Below are 17,522 nucleotides of genomic sequence, written 5' to 3'. Positions count from 1 at the left end.
CCGATGCCAAGGATCAAGAAACTGCTCGTCGCGAACCGCGGCGAGATCGCCACCCGGGTGATCAGGTCCGCGCGCGAGCGTGACGTCGATACGGTCGCCGTCTACTCCGAGCCCGATGCCGACGCCACGTTCGTCCATGCCGCCGACCAGGCGGTTCCCCTTCTCGGCGCCTCACCCGCGGAGACGTACCTGCGGGCCGACCTGGTGATCGCGGCGGCGAGGCATGTCGGCGCGGACGCGGTCCACCCGGGCTACGGCTTCCTCTCCGAGAACGCCGACTTCGCCGAGGCGTGTGCCGAGGCCGGCATCACCTTCATCGGACCACCTCCGGCCGCGATTCGGGCGATGGGCTCGAAGACCGCTGCCAAGCAGCTGATGGCGGAGGCCGGTGTCCCGGTGCTCCCCGGGATCGTGATCGACGAGAACCAGGAGTTCGGCGCGGATCTCGCCGAGCGGGCCGCCGGCGATATCGGCTTCCCGCTGCTGGTGAAGGCGGCGTACGGCGGTGGCGGCCGTGGCATGCGGATCGTCGAGTCGGCCGACGAGCTCGAATCGACCGTGGCCGCGGCGAGACGAGAGGCCGTCAGCGCCTTCGGAAACGGCGCGGTCTTCCTCGAACGCCTCGTCATTCGGCCGCGGCACATCGAGGTGCAGGTCTTCGCCGACTCCCAGGGGCAGGTCGTGCACCTCTTCGAGCGCGAGTGCTCGATCCAGCGGCGCTACCAGAAGATCATCGAGGAGGCACCGTCTCCCGTCGTCGACGAGGAGCTCCGTTCGGAGCTCGGTGCGGCCGCGGTGGCCGCGGCGAAGGCGATCGGGTATGTCGGGGCAGGCACCGTCGAGTTCGTGATGGACCCCAGCGGTGAGTTCTACTTCCTGGAGGTCAACACCCGACTCCAGGTGGAGCACCCGGTCACCGAGCTCGTCACCGGGCTCGACCTGGTCAAGCTGCAGATCGCCGTTGCCGAGGGTGAGCCGTTGCCGCGCAGCGTGACCGAGGCGCGACTCAGCGGCCATGCGATCGAGGCGCGACTCTATGCCGAGGACGTTGCGGCCGGCTACCTGCCCGCCACCGGCGACCTGCACCTCTTCGAGGTGCCGCAGCTTCCCGGGCTCCGGGTCGACTCGGGGGTCCGCTCGGGAAGCCAGGTGAGCGTCCACTACGACCCGATGCTCGCCAAGGTCATCGCGTACGGAGCCACCCGCTCCGAGGCCGCTCGCCTGCTGTCGCGGGCGCTCTCGGAGGCACGCGTCCACGGTGTGGTGACCAACCGGGACCTGCTGGTCGGCGTCTTGCGTGAAGAGGAGTTCCTCGCAGGCCAGATCGACACGGGCTATCTCGAGCGGCACTCTGCGGCCGACCTGATGGCCGCTGACCCGCATCGCGACCAGATCCACGCCGCCGCGGTGGCGTTGGCCGACCAGGCGGCTCGCCGCGCGGCCGTGGCGGAGCTGCCCGGCCTTCCGTCGGGTTGGCGCAACGTACCGAACGCTCCGCAGTGGGCCTCCTATGCGCCCGCCTCGGCCGGCGATCAGGACGCGGAGCTCTCGGTGTCGTACCGGATCACGGGCTCATCGGCCGACGTCACCGTCGCCGGCGTGCCTCTGGGGAACGTGGTGCTGCACTCGTGCAGCCGCGACCAGGTCGACCTCGTCGTCGATGGCACCCGCCACCGCGTGCTGGTCGCGCGAGCCGGTGACGAGCGCTTCGCGGACTCTCGCCTGGGCGCAAGCCACTTCATCGAACTGCCCCGCTTCCCGGACGCCGCCGACGAGGCAGCGGCTGGGTCGTTGCTGGCGCCGATGCCCGGCACCGTGGTCCGGGTCGAGGTCGAGGCAGGTGCCGCCGTCGAGACCGGCGAGGTCCTCGTCGTCCTCGAGGCGATGAAGATGGAGCACGCCGTCCGGGCCCCGCAGGGCGGCGTCGTGGCCGAGGTCAAGGTGGCCGCGGGCGACACCGTCGACCAGGGCACCCTGCTCGCGGTCGTGAAGGAGGCCGAGGGTGACTGAGATCATCAGCTCCGAGTCGGTCGACGGACAGGTCCGCTACGAGCTCGAAGACGGCGTCGCGTGGGTGCGGATGGACCGACCCGAGGCGCGCAACGCGCTCAACAAGCGGGTCCGGGACGGCCTGCACGCCGCCGTGAAGCGGTTCAACTCCGACGAGGAGGCCAAGGTCCTGGTACTGACCGGAGAGGGATCGGCGTTCTGCGCCGGCGGGGACTTGAAGGAGATGGCCGAGACCGCCCTCCAAGTGCCGCCGGTCGACTTCGTACCGCAGTTCGGCCGCACCATACCGGTCTTGAAGCCGACGATCGCCGCGGTGAACGGTCTCGCCCTCGCCGGAGGCTTCCTGCTGGCGCAGAACTGCGACCTGTGCGTGGCGGGGGAGTCGGCGAGGTTCGGCATCACCGAGGTCAAGGTGGGGCGCGGTGCGCCGTGGGCGGCGCCACTGCCGTGGCTCATCCCGCCCCGGGCTGCCATGGAGATCCTGCTGACCGGCGACCTCGTCGACGCGGCGAGGGCCGAGCGGCTGGGTCTGGTCAACCATGTGGTCCCCGATGCCGACCTGCATGACTTCGTGCAGGCGCTCGCCCGGCGGATCGCCGAGAACGCTCCGCTCTCGGTGCAGGCCGGCAAGCAGACCGCCCGCCTGGTCGCCGAGCTGCCGCTCTCGGAGGCGTACGAGCGCGCCGAGCGCATCTGGGAGCCGGTCTACCTCAGCCGCGACGCGCAGGAAGGGCCCCGCGCGTTCCGAGAAAAGCGAGCCCCACAGTGGGAGGGACGATGACGATGTCGGACAAGGCAGCCGCATTGGCAGGAATCTGTGCCGACCTCAAGGCCGAGGGGGACACTCTGCTCGAGACGCTCCGGGGTCTCGACGAGGAGGACTGGGGGCGGGACACGCCGGCGGAAGGTTGGACCGTCCGCGATCAGGTCACTCACCTGGCGTTCTTCGACGATGCCACGGTCCTCGCCCTGCGCGACCGGGCGGGCTTCCTCGCTCAGCGCGAGGAGCTCCTCGCGCTGGGGCCGAGATTCCCGGACGTCGTGGCCGAGCGGGCCGGCTCGCTGGCGCCGGATCAGTGCCTGGACTGGCTGCGGCGATCGCGGGCCGAGCTGCTCGAGGCCTACGACGCCGCCGACCCTTCGATGCGACTGCCCTGGTACGGCCCGGACATGGGCGTGCTGTCGTCTGCGACCGGTCGCCTGATGGAGACCTGGGCCCACGGCCAGGACGTGCGGGACAGCTTCGGCATCCCGCCGGTGTCGACGCCGCGGCTGCGGCACATCGCCGACATCGGAGTACGCACGTACGCCTTCAGCTTCCAGCTGCACGGCCGCGACGTTCCGACGGCGCCGGTGAGGGTCGAGCTCGCGGGGCCGGACGGGAGCGAATGGGCCTGGGGTCCTGAGGGCGCGGACGACGTCGTCGTCGGCTCGGCCCTCGACTTCTGCCTCGTGGTCACCCAGCGGCGCAACGTCCTCGACACGGGGCTCACAGTCAGTGGTCCCGCTGCACAGGCATGGATGCAGGTCGCCCAGGCGTTCGCCGGGCGACCCACCGACCCCAGACCGGCAGGCCACCTCGCCACCCAGGGGGTGGCACGATGACCGCGCCCAAGCGCCCTGTGCGGATCGGGAACGCGTCCGGCTTCTATGGCGACCGTGCGGCCGCGATGCGGGAGATGGTCACCGAGGGACCTCTCGACGTCGTGACCGGCGACTACCTCGCTGAGCTCACGATGCTCATTCTGTGGAAGGCACGAAGGAAGGATCCGACGGCCGGATACGCCCGCACTTTCCTGGCGCAGATGGAGGAGGTCCTGGGAGGGGCGTTGGACCGTGGCGTACGCATCGTCACGAACGCCGGCGGCCTGAATCCGGCGGGTCTCGCGGGGAAGCTCGGTGACCTTGCCGAGAGGCTCGGCCTGGCCCCCAGGATCGCCTGGCTCGAGGGAGACGACCTCTCGGCCCGTGTCGGGGAGCTCCTGGCCGCGGGGCACGACCTCAAGCATCTGGACACCGGACGGTCGTTGGCCGACGCCGGTGTCCGCCCGGCGACCGCCAACGCCTACCTGGGCGGCTGGGGGATCACCGGGGCGCTCCGCGCAGGGGCAGACATCGTGGTGTGCCCGCGGGTCACCGACGCCTCGCTCGTCGTCGGACCGGCGGCCTGGTGGCACGGCTGGAGCCCGGACGACTACGACGCCATCGCGGGAGCCGTCGCGGCGGGGCACGTGATCGAGTGCGGTCCGCAGGCCACGGGCGGCAACTACCCATGGCCCGAGGAGATCGTCTCGCCCGGCTACCCCGGATACCCGATCGCCGAGGTCGCCGCCGACGGCTCTGCCGTCATCACCAAGCACCCAGATACCGGGGGAGTGGTCTCGGTGGGAACCGTGACCGCGCAGCTGCTCTACGAGATCGCCGGCCCGGACTACCCCAACCCGGACGTCGTGGCTCGCTTCGACACCGTGCGTCTGAGCCAGGAAGCACCCGACCGAGTGCTGATGAGCGGGACGAAGGGCGCCGCCCCGTCGGGACTGCTCAAGGTCGCCCTCAACTACGTCGGCGGATACCGCAACTCGATGACCTTGGTCATCACCGGGCTCGACGTCGAGGCCAAGGCAGCGGCGGCCGAGGTGATGCTCTTCGACATCCTGGGGGGCAAGGAGCAGTACGACGAGGTCGACGTGCGGCTGATCCGATCCGACAGGCCCGACGCACCGACGAACGCGGAGGCGCAGGCACACCTCCGCATCACGGTCAAGAGCCACGATCGCGACGTCGTCGGACGCAGGTTCTCCAACGCGGTCATGGAGCTCTTCCTCGGCGGGTATGCCGGATTCCATGCCACGACACCGCCCACCGACGCCACCGAGTTCGGCGTCTACTGGCCCGCGCTGCTACCGGCCGAGACCGTGACCCAGACCCTGCACCTCGCCGATGGTCCCGTCGCCGAGATCCCGCACGCGGCTCCGCCGTCCCCGTCCACGCCGGAGTCGTACTCACCACGGCCTTCGGCCGCGGGCGGGCCGAGCGCGCAGACGGGGCGGACCGGTCCCGCCGCGGCGACGGTCAGAGCACCGCTCGGCGCCGTCGCCGGAGCTCGCTCGGGGGACAAGGGCGGCAATGCCAACGTCGGCATCTGGGTACGCACCGACGAGGAGTACGCCTGGCTCGAGGCGCACCTGAGCATCGACGAGTTCCGTCGACTGCTTCCCGAGGCCGACTCCCTCCCCGTGCATCGCTACGAGCTGCCCAACCTGCGTGCGCTCAACTTCGTCGTGGTCGGTCTGCTGGGCAACGGGGTCGCCGACGCCACCAGGCCAGATCCGCAGGCCAAAGGTCTGGGCGAGTACGTCCGCTCGAGGCTCACCGACATTCCCGAGGCATTCGTCACCGCCCGTGCCGAGCAAGAGGAACCACAACGACCAGGAGGAGGAGCACCATGGCCGGAGTAGCAGCGAGCGAGTGGCGTGGCGCCGACCCGCTCGACCCGAGGCGTACGCTGCATGGCGTGCCGAGCCCCGAGACCGCGCCTGGACCACGGCGAGGTCCACGCACCCGGGACCCTGCCCGCAAGCAGCGCATCCTCGCCGCGGCGGCGGACCTCATGGCGACCAACGGCTACCACGCCGTCTCCATGGAGGACATCGGGTCGGCGGTCGGGATCACGGCATCGGCGATCTACCGCCACTACGGCAGCAAGAACGCCGTGCTGGTGGCGATGTTCGAGTCCGTCATCGACGGTCTCCTGGCGCAGGGACAGCAGCTGGCCGCCGACCACGGCGCCGACCCCTTGCACGCACTCACCCAGCTGATCGAGGGCCAGATCGACTTCGTCGTCGGACAGCGCGAGGTCGCCCAGGTCTACTTCCGCGAGATCGCCAACTTGCCCGATGACGACCGTCGCGGCCTGCGCCGCAAGCAGCGCCTCTACCTGGAGGAGTGGGTCCACCTGCTCCTCGAGCTGCGACCCGACCTGGACGACACCTCGGCGCGAGCGATCGTGCACTGCGCGATCGGCGCCATCCAGTCGACCCTGCAGCACTCCGCCGGCCTGCCTGAGCCCCGTCTGCGGGCTCTGCTCGGGGCATCAGCACTGGCCGTGCTGACCTCCGCACCCTCGAACTGACTCGCCCGGCCCCATCGGGGCCCAACCTCGCGCCGGCCACCGTTCCGGCAACTCAGGAGATCCCTAATGAGCACTGCTTTCATCTATGAGGCCATCCGCACACCACGAGGCAAGGTCAAGCGTGGCGCGCTCAATGCCACCAAGCCTGTCGACCTCGGGGTCGGTCTCGTCAACGAGCTGCGGGACCGACTGCCAGGTCTCGACTCCTCCTACATCGACGACCTGATCCTCGGCGTCGTCTCGCCGATCGGTGAGCAGGGCGGTGACCTGCCCAAGGCCGTCGCCCAGGTGGCCGGGCTCTCCGAGACCGTCGCCGGCGTTCAGGTCAACCGCTATTGCGCATCGGGTCTCGAGGCGACCAACCTCGCCGCGGCGAAGGTCGCCTCCGGCTGGGACCGGCTCGTGCTGGCCGGAGGGATCGAGTCGATGTCCCGCGTGCCCATGCTCTCCGACGGCGGGCCGCTGTTCAATGATCCGACCACGACCTACGACGAGTACTTCGTGCCCCAGGGCATCGGCGCTGACCTGATCGCCACCATGGAGGGCTTCAGCCGCGAGGACGTCGATGCGTACGCCGCCGAGTCCCAGCAGCGCGCCGAGAACGCCTGGACCAACGGCTACTTCAAGCGATCGCTCGTCCCAGTCGTCGACCAGAACGGCGTGCTCGTCCTCGATCAGGACGAGCACCGCCGACCCGGCTCCACCGTCGAGAGCCTTGGCACTCTCAAGCCGTCGTTCGAAGGCCCCGGCAAGCTCGGCTTCGACGCCGTCGCGCTGCAGAAGTACCACTGGGTGGAGCGGATCGACCACGTCCACACCGGGGGCAACTCCTCCGGCATCGTCGACGGCGCCGCGCTGGTCCTGGTCGGCAACGAGCAGGCAGGCAAGGACTTGGGGCTGGAGCCCCGCGGCCGGATCGTCGCGACGGCGATCACCAGTTCGGAGCCGACCATCATGCTGACGGGCCCCCGCCCGGCGACGGAGAAGGTCCTGGCGACGGCCGGCTTGACCCTGGACGACATCGACCTCTTCGAGCTCAACGAGGCCTTCGCCTCGGTGGTGCTCAAGTGGATGAGTGACCTGCACATCCCGCACGAGAAGGTCAACGTCAACGGCGGCGCCATCGCCATGGGCCACCCGCTCGGGGCAACCGGCGCGATGCTCGTCTCCACCATCCTCGACGAGCTCGAGCGCCGCGGGTTGCGGCGCGGTCTCGTCACGCTGTGCGTCGGCGGCGGCATGGGCATCGCCACGATCGTCGAGCGCCTGTGAACCGTGTCCGAGTCGAACCACGCCCGCACTGAAGGAGCCCCAATGAACGAGACCACCATCATCGGCTGGCAGCGCGACGAGGACGGCATCGTGACCCTCACGATGGACGATCCCGCCGGCTCGGCCAACACCCTGTCCGAGGCGTTCGTCGCCGACCTGGTCGACACCGTCGCGCGGCTGCAGCATGAGCGCGACGACATCACCGGCGTCATCCTCACCTCGGCGAAGCGAACATTCTTCGCAGGAGGCAACCTCAACGAGATCGTCCGGCTCGAGCCCGAGGACGCCACCCGGTTCACGGCGCATCTGGACCTGATCAAGGCCCAGCTGCGCTCATTGGAGACACTCGGGCGGCCGGTCGTCGCCGCGATCAACGGCGCCGCCCTGGGCGGCGGCCTCGAGCTGGCCCTCGCCACCCACCACCGTGTCACCGTGGGCGGCCGGAACGTGCGCATCGGACTGCCCGAGGTCGGCCTCGGTCTGCTTCCCGCCCTCGGTGGCGTCACCCGGACCGTTCGGCACCTCGGCGTCACCACTGCACTGGACAAGATCCTTCTCTCGGGCAGGGCCTACACCGCCGAGCAGGCGGCTGACCTCGGCCTCGTCGACGAAGTCGTCCTGACCGCAGAGGAGCTCGTGCCTGCCGCGAAGCGGTGGATCGCACAGAATCCCGATGCCGCGCAGCCATGGGACCGCAAGGGCTTCGCCGTCCCGGGAGGTACGCCCTCCAGTGGCCCGCTCACCGGCCAGCTGGCGTTGCTCTCGGCTGGCCTGCGCGCCCGCACCCATGGCTCCCCGGCGCCGGCCGAGCGGGCCATCCTCGCCGCCGCGGTCGAGGGGTCGGGGCTCGATCTGGAGACAGCTACCAAGGTCGAGTCGCGCTACTTCGTCGAGATCGCGACCGCACAGATCGCCAAGAACCGGATCAACCTCACCTTCTTCGACATGCAGGCGATCAAGGCCGGGGCGAGTCGGCCGGAGGGCGAGCCCCCGTTCACCTCCTCCCGGCTCGGTGTCGTCGGCGCCGGGATGATGGGTGCCGGAATCGCCTACGCCGCGGCCAAGGCCGGCATCGACGTCGTCCTCGTCGACGTGACCCGCGAGGCGGCCGAGAAGGGCAAGGCGTACTCGGCGAAGCTCGAGACCAAGGCCGTCGGCGCCGGCCGCCGTACCCAGGCCGACGCTGACTCGTTGCTGGACCGGATCCAGCCCAGCGACGTGATCGAGGACCTTGCCGACGTCGACTTCGTCGTCGAGGCGGTCTTCGAGAGCGCCGAGCTCAAGACCGACGTCTTCGCCCGCGTCGAGAAGGTCGTCGGATCCGACAGCATTCTCGGATCGAACACGTCCACTCTTCCGATCGGGTCGCTCGCGGCGGCGGTGAGCCGGCCGGAGGACTTCGTCGGCGTCCACTTCTTCTCACCCGTGGACCGGATGGACCTCGTCGAGATCATCAAGGGGGAGAAGACCTCGCCGCGGACACTGGCCCGCGCCTTCGACCTCGTCCGGCAGCTCGGCAAGACCCCGATCGTGGTCAACGACAGCCGTGGCTTCTTCACCAGCCGGGTGATCATCGCCCGCCTGAACGAGGCTGTCGCCATGGTCGGGGAGGGCATCGCGCCGGCCAGCATCGAGCAGGCGTCTCTGCAGGCCGGCTACCCGGCCGGTGCCCTGCAACTGCTCGACGAGCTCACCCTCACCCTGCCGCGGGCCGTGCGTGAGGAGGCCAAGGCCGCGGCGGCCGAGGCGGGCCAGGCGTGGCAGTCACACCCCAGCCACGACGTCTTCGACCGCCTCATCGACGAGCACGGTCGCGCCAGCCGTGCTTCCGGGGCCGGGTTCTACGACTACGACGAGTCCGGTCGGCGTACCGGCCTGTGGCCCGGACTCGCCGAGGTGTGTCCGGTGGCAGCCGACCAGCCGCCGCTTCGAGACCTCGTCGAGAGACTGCTCTTCGCCGAGGCACTGGAGGCGTGGCAGGCGTACGCCACCGGCGTCATCACCCAGCAGGCCGACGCCAACGTCGGCTCGCTGCTCGGCATCGGGTTCCCAGCCTGGACCGGTGGCGTGCTGCGCTACCTGGAGCAGTACGACGGAGGGATCGCCGGTTTCGGCCGCCGGGCCGACGAGCTGGCCGAGTCGTACGGTGAGCGCTTCCGTCCTCCGGCCTCGCTCGTGGAGGCGGGCCATGCGGATTGACGCCAACATCGGTGGCAGCGTCGATGGGACCGAGGGTGCGTCGTACGCCGAGCTGATCGACCAGGTCCGCGACGTGGAGGCGGTCGGCTACTCAGGTGTGTGGTCCACCGAGGTGGCCCGCGACCCGTTCTTCCCGCTCCTCCTTGCTGCCGAGCACAACGAGAGCCTGACCGTCGGCACCGGCATCGCCGTGGCCTTCGCACGCTCCCCGATGACGATGGCCGCAGCAGCCTACGACCTGCAGACCTTCAGCAGAGGGCGGTTCGTCCTGGGCCTGGGATCGCAGGTGCGGGCACACATCGAACGCCGGTTCAGCATGCCGTGGTCGGAGCCGGCGGCCCGGATGGCGGAGTTCATCGGGGCGCTTCGTGCGATCTGGGCGAGCTGGCTCGACGGGGAGCGACTCCAGTTCGAGGGGCGCTTCTACCGACACACGCTGATGACCCCCATGTTCACTCCGCCGCATCACTCCTGGGGCCCTCCGCCGATCATGCTCGCAGCCGTCGGCCAGGCGATGACCAAGGTGGCGGCCACCCGCGCTGACGGTCTGATCGTGCACGGGTTCACGACCGAGCGCTATCTGCGCGAGGTGACCGTGCCGCTGGTGGAGCAGGGCCTGCGGGAGTCCGGCCGGAAGCGGTCGGAGTTCACCGTCATCTATCCGGGCCTGGTGGCGACCGGGAGCGACGATGCCCAGCTCGAGAAGGCCACCACGGCCGTACGCAAGCAGCTCGCGTTCTACGGCTCGACGCCTGCCTACAGCAGTGTCCTGGACCTGCATGGCTGGGGCGACCTTCACGCCGAGCTGCACGCCCTCTCCGTCCGCGGGGACTGGGACACCATGACCGGCCTCATCGATGACGACGTACTCACGGCCCTCGCCGTCGTCGGGTCTCCGGAGGAGACAGGCGCCGAGATCCACCGGCGCTACGGCGATCTGGCGGACCGGTTCACCCTCTCCTCGCCGTACCCGATCCCCGTCGAGACCCAGGGGCGGCTCGTGGCCGCCGCTCGCGCCACCCAGGAGGCCTGATGGACTTCACCATCACCGAGGAGCATCGCGCACTGCGAGACGCGGTGAGCGCGATCAGCCGCGAGTTCGGCAACGGCTACTACACCCAGAAGGCCGAGGCCCGGGAGTTCACCCTCGAGCTGTGGGAGGCCCTGGGTAAGCACGGCTTCGTCGGCGTCAACATCCCCGAGGAGTACGGCGGGGGCGGAGGAGGACTCGTCGAGCTGGCCATCGTCTGCGAGGAGACGGCGGCCGCGGGATCCCCGCTGCTCCTCCTCCTGGTGGCGAGTGCGATCAGCGGCGAGGTGATCAGCACCTTCGGCACGCCCGAGCAGCGCCAGGAGTGGCTGCCCAGGCTCGCGTCCGGGGCGGGACGTGTGGTCTTCGCCATCACCGAGCCCGACGCCGGCTCCAACACCCACCGGATCTCGACCGCTGCGGTCAAGGACGGCGACGGCTACGTGCTGCGCGGCCAGAAGCACTTCATCTCCGGGATCGATGTCGCCGACGCCGTGCTGGTGGTGGCTCGCACGGGCACCGACGATCGCGGGGACGCCGAGCTCTCGCTCTTCGTCGTCGACACCGACGCCCCGGGCCTGACCGCCCAACCGCTCCCGGTCGCCGTGGCACTTCCGGAGAGGCAGTACACCCTCTTCCTCGACGACGTGCACGTCTCCGCGGACCGGCTCATCGGCACCGAGGGCGCCGGCTTCAAGCAGGTCTTCCACGGCCTGAACCCCGAGCGGGTGACCGGCGCCGCCCTGCTCGTCGGCATCGGCCGCTACGCCCTCGCCCAGGCCGCCGACTACGCCAACCAGCGCCAGGTCTGGGACGTGCCCATCGGATCCCACCAAGGCGTCTCCCACGCGCTGGCGAAGGCCAAGATCGAGGTGGAGGCGGCCGCCCTCGTCACCGCGAAGGCAGCCTGGCTGCACGACCAGGGGCTGCCCGCCGGCGAAGCGTCCAACATGGCCAAGTACCTGGCCGCCGAGGCCGCGCTGTCCGCACTCGATGCCGCGATCCAGTGCCACGGCGGCAACGGCGTGGCCAGCGAGTACGGCCTGATCCCGCTGTGGGGCCTGGCCCGCCTGCTCCGGATCGCGCCGGTCAATCGGGAGATGATCCTCAACTTCGTGGCCCAGCACTCACTGGGTCTGCCCCGCAGCTACTGAAGTCTCCACCCGCACAGGAGGTACGACGATGGCGTCGTCAGCACAAGATCTCGGTCGCAACCTCATCCAGCGTGTCAATGTCGGTGACAGCCTGACCCGGGCCGCCGCCCGGTACCCCGACCGGCTAGCGCTGGTCGACGGCGAAAGGCGCCTCGACTATCGCGAGCTCAACGCCCTGGTCAACCGGTTCGCCCACGGTCTCGTCGCCGCCGGATATGCGCGCGGGGATGCCCTCGCCCTCGCCTCCGGGAACAGCATCGAGTTCCTGGTGACGTACTACGCCTGCGCGAAGCTCGGCGTCGTCTGTGTGCCGATCAACCTCGGCTGGCGCAGCGACGAGATCTCCTATGTCCTGGGCCACAGCCGCGCTCGCGGCATCGTCGTCGAGCGGCAACTGATCCCGAGCGTCGCCGAGGCGGTCGCCGAGCACCTTACGGTGAGCCATGTCGTGATCGCGCCGGGAACGGACCCCAAGGTCGACCAGCCGGGCCCTACCCTCGTCGGGGCCGTCGAGTTCGGGGACCTCGTGGCAGCGGGTGAGGAGTCGGAGCCGGAGGCGTACGTAGCGGACCGTGATCCGCTGAGCTACCTCTACACCAGCGGGACGACCTCGTTCCCCAAGGGCGTCGTCGGCAACCACACGGCGATCTATCTGGAGTCGATGTCGATGGCTCTGGAGGCACGGTTCGACGAGACCGACCGGTTCGTGGCGCTGATGCCGATGTTCCACACCGCCCAGTTGAACTGTCATTGCACCGCCGCCGTCATGGTGGGCGCAGCCCTGTTCATCGAGCGGGGATTCGACGCCGGCCGTCTCCTGGACCTCATCGAGGCCGAGAAGATCACGCAGATCTTCGCGCTCCCGATGATGTACCGGCAGATGCTCGACCACCCCGACATCGACCGCCGGGACCTGTCCAGCCTGCGCCGGGCCCTCTACGCCATGGCGACGATGCCGGAGGCACAGCTACGTCGCTGTCTGGACGTCTTCGACTGCGACTTCTATCTGCTCTTCGGACAGACGGAGATGAGCCCCACCGCGACGCTGTTCCGTCCCGAGCACCAGCTCAGTCACGCGGGCGCGGTCGGTACGCCGGTCACCAACGTCCAGGTCGGCATCATGGCCGAGGACGGCCGACTGCTACCCGCCGGCGAGGACGGCGAGATCGTCTACCGCGGACCACACACGCTCACCGGCTACCTCGACAACCCGGAGGCGACCGACGAGGCGTTCGCGCACGGCTGGTTCCACTCTGGGGACGTCGGCCACTTCGGCTCCGACGGCGTCCTCTGGTTCACCGACCGCCGCAAGGACGTCATCAAGACCGGCGGCGAGAACGTCGCCTCGATCGAGGTGGAGAAGGCGCTTTACGCCGCTGACCCGAATATTACCGAAGCCGTCGTGGTCGGCCTCCCGCACGAGCACTGGACCGAGGCGATCACCGCCGTGGTGGTGCCTGCCCCAGGCTCCCGCGTCGACCCCGAGGTCCTGCGCCAGAAGCTCCGCGGTCACCTCGACGCGTACAAGATCCCCAAGTCGATCGTGGTCGCCGACGAGCTGCCGAAGACCTCGACCGGGAAGATCCGGAAGAACGTCCTGCGGGAGGCGTACTCGCGCCTCTATGCACAAGAAGGCGACCCGCACGGCGACTGCTGAGGCTGCGGACGGGCTACTTTCAGTCGCGGTCTCTAGGGCAGTTGATCCCTTTGAGCGCTCAGTGACTGGGCGCCGGACGCGCGGATGGCCAGCGTCACCGTCACGCCGCGCAGGCCCTCGGATCGATCCGCCGAGCACACGTTCGTCCTTGCCCAGGCAGACGGCAGGTGAAGAGGCACGCGGGAGACGACGGATGAGCCTGCCGTCTCGACAGGCTCGATGGCACCGCTGTCTCGCAAGTGCGAGCCGGTCGACGAGGTTGCTGGGTCGCTCCGTTGTGCGAGGACGCCAGATGCCCTTGCCTGAGTCGCACCTCGGACTGGTCCAGGTGACCCGGAACCCATGACGGTTACTGACGGTTCGTAGCTACCGCTCGATCACTCGCACCGAGAGATGCCTAACGAACCGAAGATCGTCGGCACGCATGCTACGCATTTCCGTAGGAAAACCACTTATGACCTGCGGTTATGTGGTTCTTGACGGTTGTTGATGGAGGTGCGCTGGGGCGTGCATGGTGGGGTGAAGTTCTACACCGGGCGTGCGGTGGATGCGCGCCGCTACGTCGAGTCGGATGCCTTCGGGGCCGACGACTACTACCTGGGCGAGGGCTCGGGCGTGGCTGACCGGTACGTCGTCACTGGTTCTGCGGTTGTGCGGGCGGCGGCGATGGACGCGGAGACCTACGAGCGCTGGGTGGCGGGTTACGACGTCGAGACGGTGAAGGCGAAGGGGCGGCTGCGCACGGACTCGAAGGGCGTGAAGTTCGTCGAGGTGACGGTGAACGGGCCGAAGTCGTGGTCGCTGGCTGCGGCTGCACATCCGGATGTGTCGGTGGCGTACGGCGCTGCGCAGCTTCGAGCGGCAGAGCAGATCCTGGCGTGGGTGGGGGAGCATGCAACGACTCGGGTCGGGCCGCGGGGACGTCAGGTGCAGGTTCCGGTTGAGCAGCTGGAGGCGGCGGTCGTGGCGCATCGCACGTCGCGGGCAGGGGATCCGCATTGGCATCTGCATCTTCAGGTGTCGTCGCGGGTGTGGGCGGCGGGGACGTGGCGGGGGCTGCACACGGTCGGGTTCCGGGAGAGCATCGCGGCGATCAACGGGATCGGCCATGCGGCGGTGATGACCGACCCTGGGTTCCGGGCTGCTCTGGCGGCGCATGGCTATCACGTGGATCTGGAGTCGGGGGAGATCGTGGAGCTGGAGGCTTACGGGGAGGCCTTCTCGGCTCGGTCGACGCAGATCGGGCACAACCTCGACCGTTATGAGACTCAGTGGCGGGGTGAGCATCCGGGGGAGGAGCCGGGGCTGCGGCTTCGGCAGGCGTGGGACCGTCGGGCGTGGGCCGACGAGCGTCCGGACAAGGTAGTGCCCACCTCGGGTGCTGCCTTGGAACAGCACTGGAGGAGCGAGCTTGCTGAGCTCGGGTTCCGTCCGCCTCGGCACAGGGCAGAGTTGCCGGCGCCGCGGTCGGGGATCCTTGACCTCGACGGGATGGCGGCCGAGGCGTTGAGTCGACTGGGTGCTCGGCGGTCGGCGTGGAGCAGGGCAGACATACGGGGAGCGGCCGAACAGCTCATCTCCGAGAGCGGTGTGGTGGCCGCGCACGCGGTCAGGGGCGAGTTGGCCGTCGACCTGACCGCGCGGGTCATCGCCGCGTCGGTGCCGCTGGTCGGTCGCGAGGATGTACCTGTTGATGTTCGTGCGCTGACATCGCCGCGGGTGGTGGCGGTCGAGCGGCATCTTGTGAGGCAGTTTGCGGGCCGCGTTGAGGGGTCGGGGCGACCGATTGATCTGCGGCGGGCATCGCGCTGGCTCGGCGCTCTGGGGCGAGACCAGACCGCAGCCGTGGCACATCTCGCGGGGAGCCAGCAGCTCGTTGTCATTGAGGGTGCGGCAGGAGCGGGCAAGACGGCTGCGCTCGCGGCCGCGCGAAGGATTCAGGAGGTGCAGCGACGGCGGATGGTGGTGGTCTCGCCTACCTTGAAGGGGGCCAAAGCCGCCGCCGGGCAGGTGGGCGCGTCTGCGTATTCGGTGGCCTGGATGCTGCGACAGTACGGTTTCCGATGGGATGACCACGGGCATTGGCAGAGCGCCGAGGCCAACCCGCACCCTGCGGTGCGGCTACGACGAGGCGATCTGCTGGTGGTCGATGAGGCGGGCATGCTGGACCAGGACAGTGCGGTCGCGCTGGTGCAGATCGCGGATGCCACCGGGGCACGGCTGGCACTGATCGGCGACCGGCATCAGCTGCCCGCGGTCGGTCGGGGCGGTGTGCTCGATCTTGCCTGCCGTTACGCCGGCAACAGCCACGTCGACCTGGACTCGGTTCGGAGATTCGTCGATCCCGAGTACGCCGAGCTCAGTCTTCGGATGCGGGCCGGGAAACGGCCTGAGGCCGTCTTCGACCGCTTGCTTGCGCGCGGCGAGATCGTCGTGCACGCTTCCGAGGTCGAGCAGATCGCGGCGCTGGCTGACGTCGCCACCACGGCGGAGAACGGCGTCGCAGTGGTTGCGGACACCCGAGATCAGGTCGCTCGGATCAACGGCCTGGCTCGTCGAGGTCTGTCGGACGCGGTCGATCGAAAGGACAGGTTTGCCACGCGGTCAGGCGAGCGGATCGGCATTGATGATCGAGTCGCGACGCGTCGCAACAATCCCGACGCCGATGTCGCCAACCGTGAGGTCTGGACCGTGCGCAACGTCGATCGGAAGGGTGTCGTCGTCAAGGGTGCGGCCGGTCGCCGTCGTTTGTCGTGGGAGTACGCACGTGAGCATCTCGAGTTGGCGTACGCCACGACGACTTACGGCGTGCAGGGCGACACAGTCTCGGTCGCCCATGTCGCGGTCGGCATGCACACGAGCGCGTCATCGGCGTACGTCGGCATGACCCGCGGCCGTGACCGCAACATCGCTCACCTGGTCGCCGACTCGGTCGAGGATGCCCGAGATCAATGGACCCGGGTCTTCAGTCGCGATCGCGCCGACCTCGGCCCGACCCACGCCGCGCAGCGCGTCGGTGAGGACCTCGAGCGCTTTGGCGCGCTCGCGCCAAGGCAAGGAGCAGCCCCGCGCCTCCGGGGGCATCGACACTCAGGCGACGTCCCGGCGTCCCGTTCGGCCGGAGCTGACCGAGGCGGGCCGGGACTCGGCTTGTAAGCTCACACGCCGTTCGGTGTTCGATCAATACCGTTGTCAATCCTCCAATATCGGGGCGGGTTCCAACGTACGCGAGGTTCGAACGGCTCGACGGGCGGCCCGCTATCCCCAGGGGTGGCCGTTGACGGGATCGGCCCGGCGCCTGGGCGGTGGCGGCGGGGGTGGGGGCAACGCGTCGCGCGCGCCGATGCGGACCGTGGCGGTCCTGCTGGGATTGCTGCTGTTGACGAACGCGTCCCAGAGCATCTCGACCGACGGTCCGGCCATGGCCCACTTGATCGCGGGGCTCCAAGCGCTTCGGACGGCCGCGGGCAGGTCGAGCTCGTCCCACAGATCGACGAGCAGGGCGCCGTCGAGCCAGCGGATCATGGACTCGGGCAGGGCGCGGCGGATCAGGATCTCGTACGCTCGGGCGCGGTCGGTGCGGTTGCTGAGGTGCCACTGACTTTGTTCGGTGTGATTGATCAGGTCCGGCACCCGGAGGGTGGCGAAGCAGTCGGGCGGGCCGACGGTCCAGAGCATGTTGGGGAACCAGAACGCTTGTACGCCGCGTACCTTGCGCTCCTCGAAGTCGACATAAGTCGAGAAGGAGAGGTTGAGCCCGGCAGCCCGGAGAATGCGTACGGCGACGTTGAGCGATGGCGACTTGGTGCCGCGCTCGTAGGCGGACAGTGTGGCCTGGGACGTGCCAGCCAGCTCGGCGAGCTGGGTCTGGGTGAGTCCTGCGGCTCGTCGGGCTGTCTGAAGAATTGTCGCCCCGTCGATGTGCCCAGGATATCCGATCGGATACGGACGCCTGATTGGATCTACGACCGTTCCGAAGACCGGCCAGACGTACATCTGATCGGACGTACACCTCCAGTCGGATCTAAAACAGGGGTCTGCTGGGGAGCCCTGCACACCTACCTCCTG

Annotated in this window: 12 protein-coding genes; 11 read left to right on the top strand and 1 reads right to left on the bottom strand. The window is 69.2% G+C overall.

Features of this window, described 5'->3' with window-relative positions:
- Positions 1-3: 3 nt before the first annotated feature.
- The 11 genes from ACFVDI_RS05220 to mobF all read left to right on the top strand — a co-directional run bounded on the left by ACFVDI_RS05220 (position 4) and on the right by mobF (position 16,610).
- On the top strand, positions 4-2,010 hold the full coding sequence (locus tag ACFVDI_RS05220) for a biotin carboxylase N-terminal domain-containing protein (RefSeq protein ID WP_350716059.1): 2,007 nt from the start codon (positions 4-6) through the stop codon (positions 2,008-2,010).
- Positions 2,003-2,791: an enoyl-CoA hydratase-related protein gene (locus tag ACFVDI_RS05215; protein ID WP_350716060.1), complete on the top strand. Its 789-nt coding sequence runs from the start codon at positions 2,003-2,005 to the stop codon at positions 2,789-2,791. Before ACFVDI_RS05220 ends, ACFVDI_RS05215 begins: the two co-directional genes overlap by 8 nt.
- Positions 2,788-3,615: a TIGR03084 family metal-binding protein gene (locus ACFVDI_RS05210; RefSeq protein WP_350716062.1), complete on the top strand. Its 828-nt coding sequence runs from the start codon at positions 2,788-2,790 to the stop codon at positions 3,613-3,615. Before ACFVDI_RS05215 ends, ACFVDI_RS05210 begins: the two co-directional genes overlap by 4 nt.
- Positions 3,612-5,468 carry an acyclic terpene utilization AtuA family protein gene (locus ACFVDI_RS05205; RefSeq protein WP_350716063.1) on the top strand — a complete coding sequence of 619 codons (1,857 nt, stop codon included), beginning with the start codon at positions 3,612-3,614 and terminating at the stop codon, positions 5,466-5,468. Before ACFVDI_RS05210 ends, ACFVDI_RS05205 begins: the two co-directional genes overlap by 4 nt.
- Positions 5,456-6,142: a TetR/AcrR family transcriptional regulator gene (locus tag ACFVDI_RS05200; RefSeq protein ID WP_008357826.1), complete on the top strand. Its 687-nt coding sequence runs from the start codon at positions 5,456-5,458 to the stop codon at positions 6,140-6,142. Before ACFVDI_RS05205 ends, ACFVDI_RS05200 begins: the two co-directional genes overlap by 13 nt.
- Positions 6,143-6,208: 66 nt before the next feature.
- The gene (locus ACFVDI_RS05195; protein WP_350716065.1) at positions 6,209-7,414 is read left to right on the top strand and encodes an acetyl-CoA C-acetyltransferase; all 1,206 of its coding nucleotides are present in this window, start codon (positions 6,209-6,211) and stop codon (positions 7,412-7,414) included.
- A gap of 42 nt (positions 7,415-7,456) precedes the next feature.
- Positions 7,457-9,613, top strand: coding sequence for a 3-hydroxyacyl-CoA dehydrogenase NAD-binding domain-containing protein (locus tag ACFVDI_RS05190; RefSeq protein ID WP_350716066.1), 2,157 nt, complete (start codon positions 7,457-7,459; stop codon positions 9,611-9,613).
- Positions 9,603-10,646: an LLM class F420-dependent oxidoreductase gene (locus tag ACFVDI_RS05185; RefSeq protein ID WP_350716068.1), complete on the top strand. Its 1,044-nt coding sequence runs from the start codon at positions 9,603-9,605 to the stop codon at positions 10,644-10,646. The genes ACFVDI_RS05190 and ACFVDI_RS05185 overlap by 11 nt, the downstream gene beginning before the upstream one ends.
- On the top strand, positions 10,646-11,797 hold the full coding sequence (locus ACFVDI_RS05180; RefSeq protein ID WP_350716069.1) for an acyl-CoA dehydrogenase family protein: 1,152 nt from the start codon (positions 10,646-10,648) through the stop codon (positions 11,795-11,797). The genes ACFVDI_RS05185 and ACFVDI_RS05180 overlap by 1 nt, the downstream gene beginning before the upstream one ends.
- A gap of 28 nt (positions 11,798-11,825) precedes the next feature.
- The gene (locus ACFVDI_RS05175) at positions 11,826-13,454 is read left to right on the top strand and encodes an AMP-binding protein (RefSeq protein WP_350716071.1); all 1,629 of its coding nucleotides are present in this window, start codon (positions 11,826-11,828) and stop codon (positions 13,452-13,454) included.
- Between the two features lie 519 nt (positions 13,455-13,973).
- Positions 13,974-16,610: a MobF family relaxase gene (mobF, locus tag ACFVDI_RS05170; protein ID WP_350716072.1), complete on the top strand. Its 2,637-nt coding sequence runs from the start codon at positions 13,974-13,976 to the stop codon at positions 16,608-16,610.
- A 102-nt stretch (positions 16,611-16,712) separates the two neighbouring features.
- Here mobF and ACFVDI_RS05165 read toward each other — a convergent pair whose 3' ends face one another.
- Complete coding sequence (locus ACFVDI_RS05165) at positions 16,713-17,450, bottom strand: helix-turn-helix transcriptional regulator (RefSeq protein ID WP_350716074.1); 738 nt, start codon at positions 17,448-17,450, stop codon at positions 16,713-16,715.
- Between the last annotated feature and the right edge of the window lie 72 nt (positions 17,451-17,522).

The sequence above is a fragment of the Nocardioides sp. NPDC057767 genome, from assembly GCF_042798275.1.
Classification (GTDB): domain Bacteria; phylum Actinomycetota; class Actinomycetes; order Propionibacteriales; family Nocardioidaceae; genus Nocardioides.
This window is presented reverse-complemented; position numbering and strand designations above follow the sequence as displayed.

Coding starts and splice junctions, on each gene's coding strand:
- ACFVDI_RS05180 (WP_350716069.1), top strand. CDS start 10,646: ATGGACTTCACCATCACCGAGGAGCATCGCGCACTGCGAGACGCGGTG.
- ACFVDI_RS05185 (WP_350716068.1), top strand. CDS start 9,603: ATGCGGATTGACGCCAACATCGGTGGCAGCGTCGATGGGACCGAGGGT.
- ACFVDI_RS05175 (WP_350716071.1), top strand. CDS start 11,826: ATGGCGTCGTCAGCACAAGATCTCGGTCGCAACCTCATCCAGCGTGTC.
- ACFVDI_RS05190 (WP_350716066.1), top strand. CDS start 7,457: ATGAACGAGACCACCATCATCGGCTGGCAGCGCGACGAGGACGGCATC.
- ACFVDI_RS05220 (WP_350716059.1), top strand. CDS start 4: ATGCCAAGGATCAAGAAACTGCTCGTCGCGAACCGCGGCGAGATCGCC.
- ACFVDI_RS05205 (WP_350716063.1), top strand. CDS start 3,612: ATGACCGCGCCCAAGCGCCCTGTGCGGATCGGGAACGCGTCCGGCTTC.
- ACFVDI_RS05210 (WP_350716062.1), top strand. CDS start 2,788: ATGACGATGTCGGACAAGGCAGCCGCATTGGCAGGAATCTGTGCCGAC.
- ACFVDI_RS05200 (WP_008357826.1), top strand. CDS start 5,456: ATGGCCGGAGTAGCAGCGAGCGAGTGGCGTGGCGCCGACCCGCTCGAC.
- ACFVDI_RS05195 (WP_350716065.1), top strand. CDS start 6,209: ATGAGCACTGCTTTCATCTATGAGGCCATCCGCACACCACGAGGCAAG.
- ACFVDI_RS05165 (WP_350716074.1), bottom strand. CDS start 17,450: ATGTACGTCTGGCCGGTCTTCGGAACGGTCGTAGATCCAATCAGGCGT.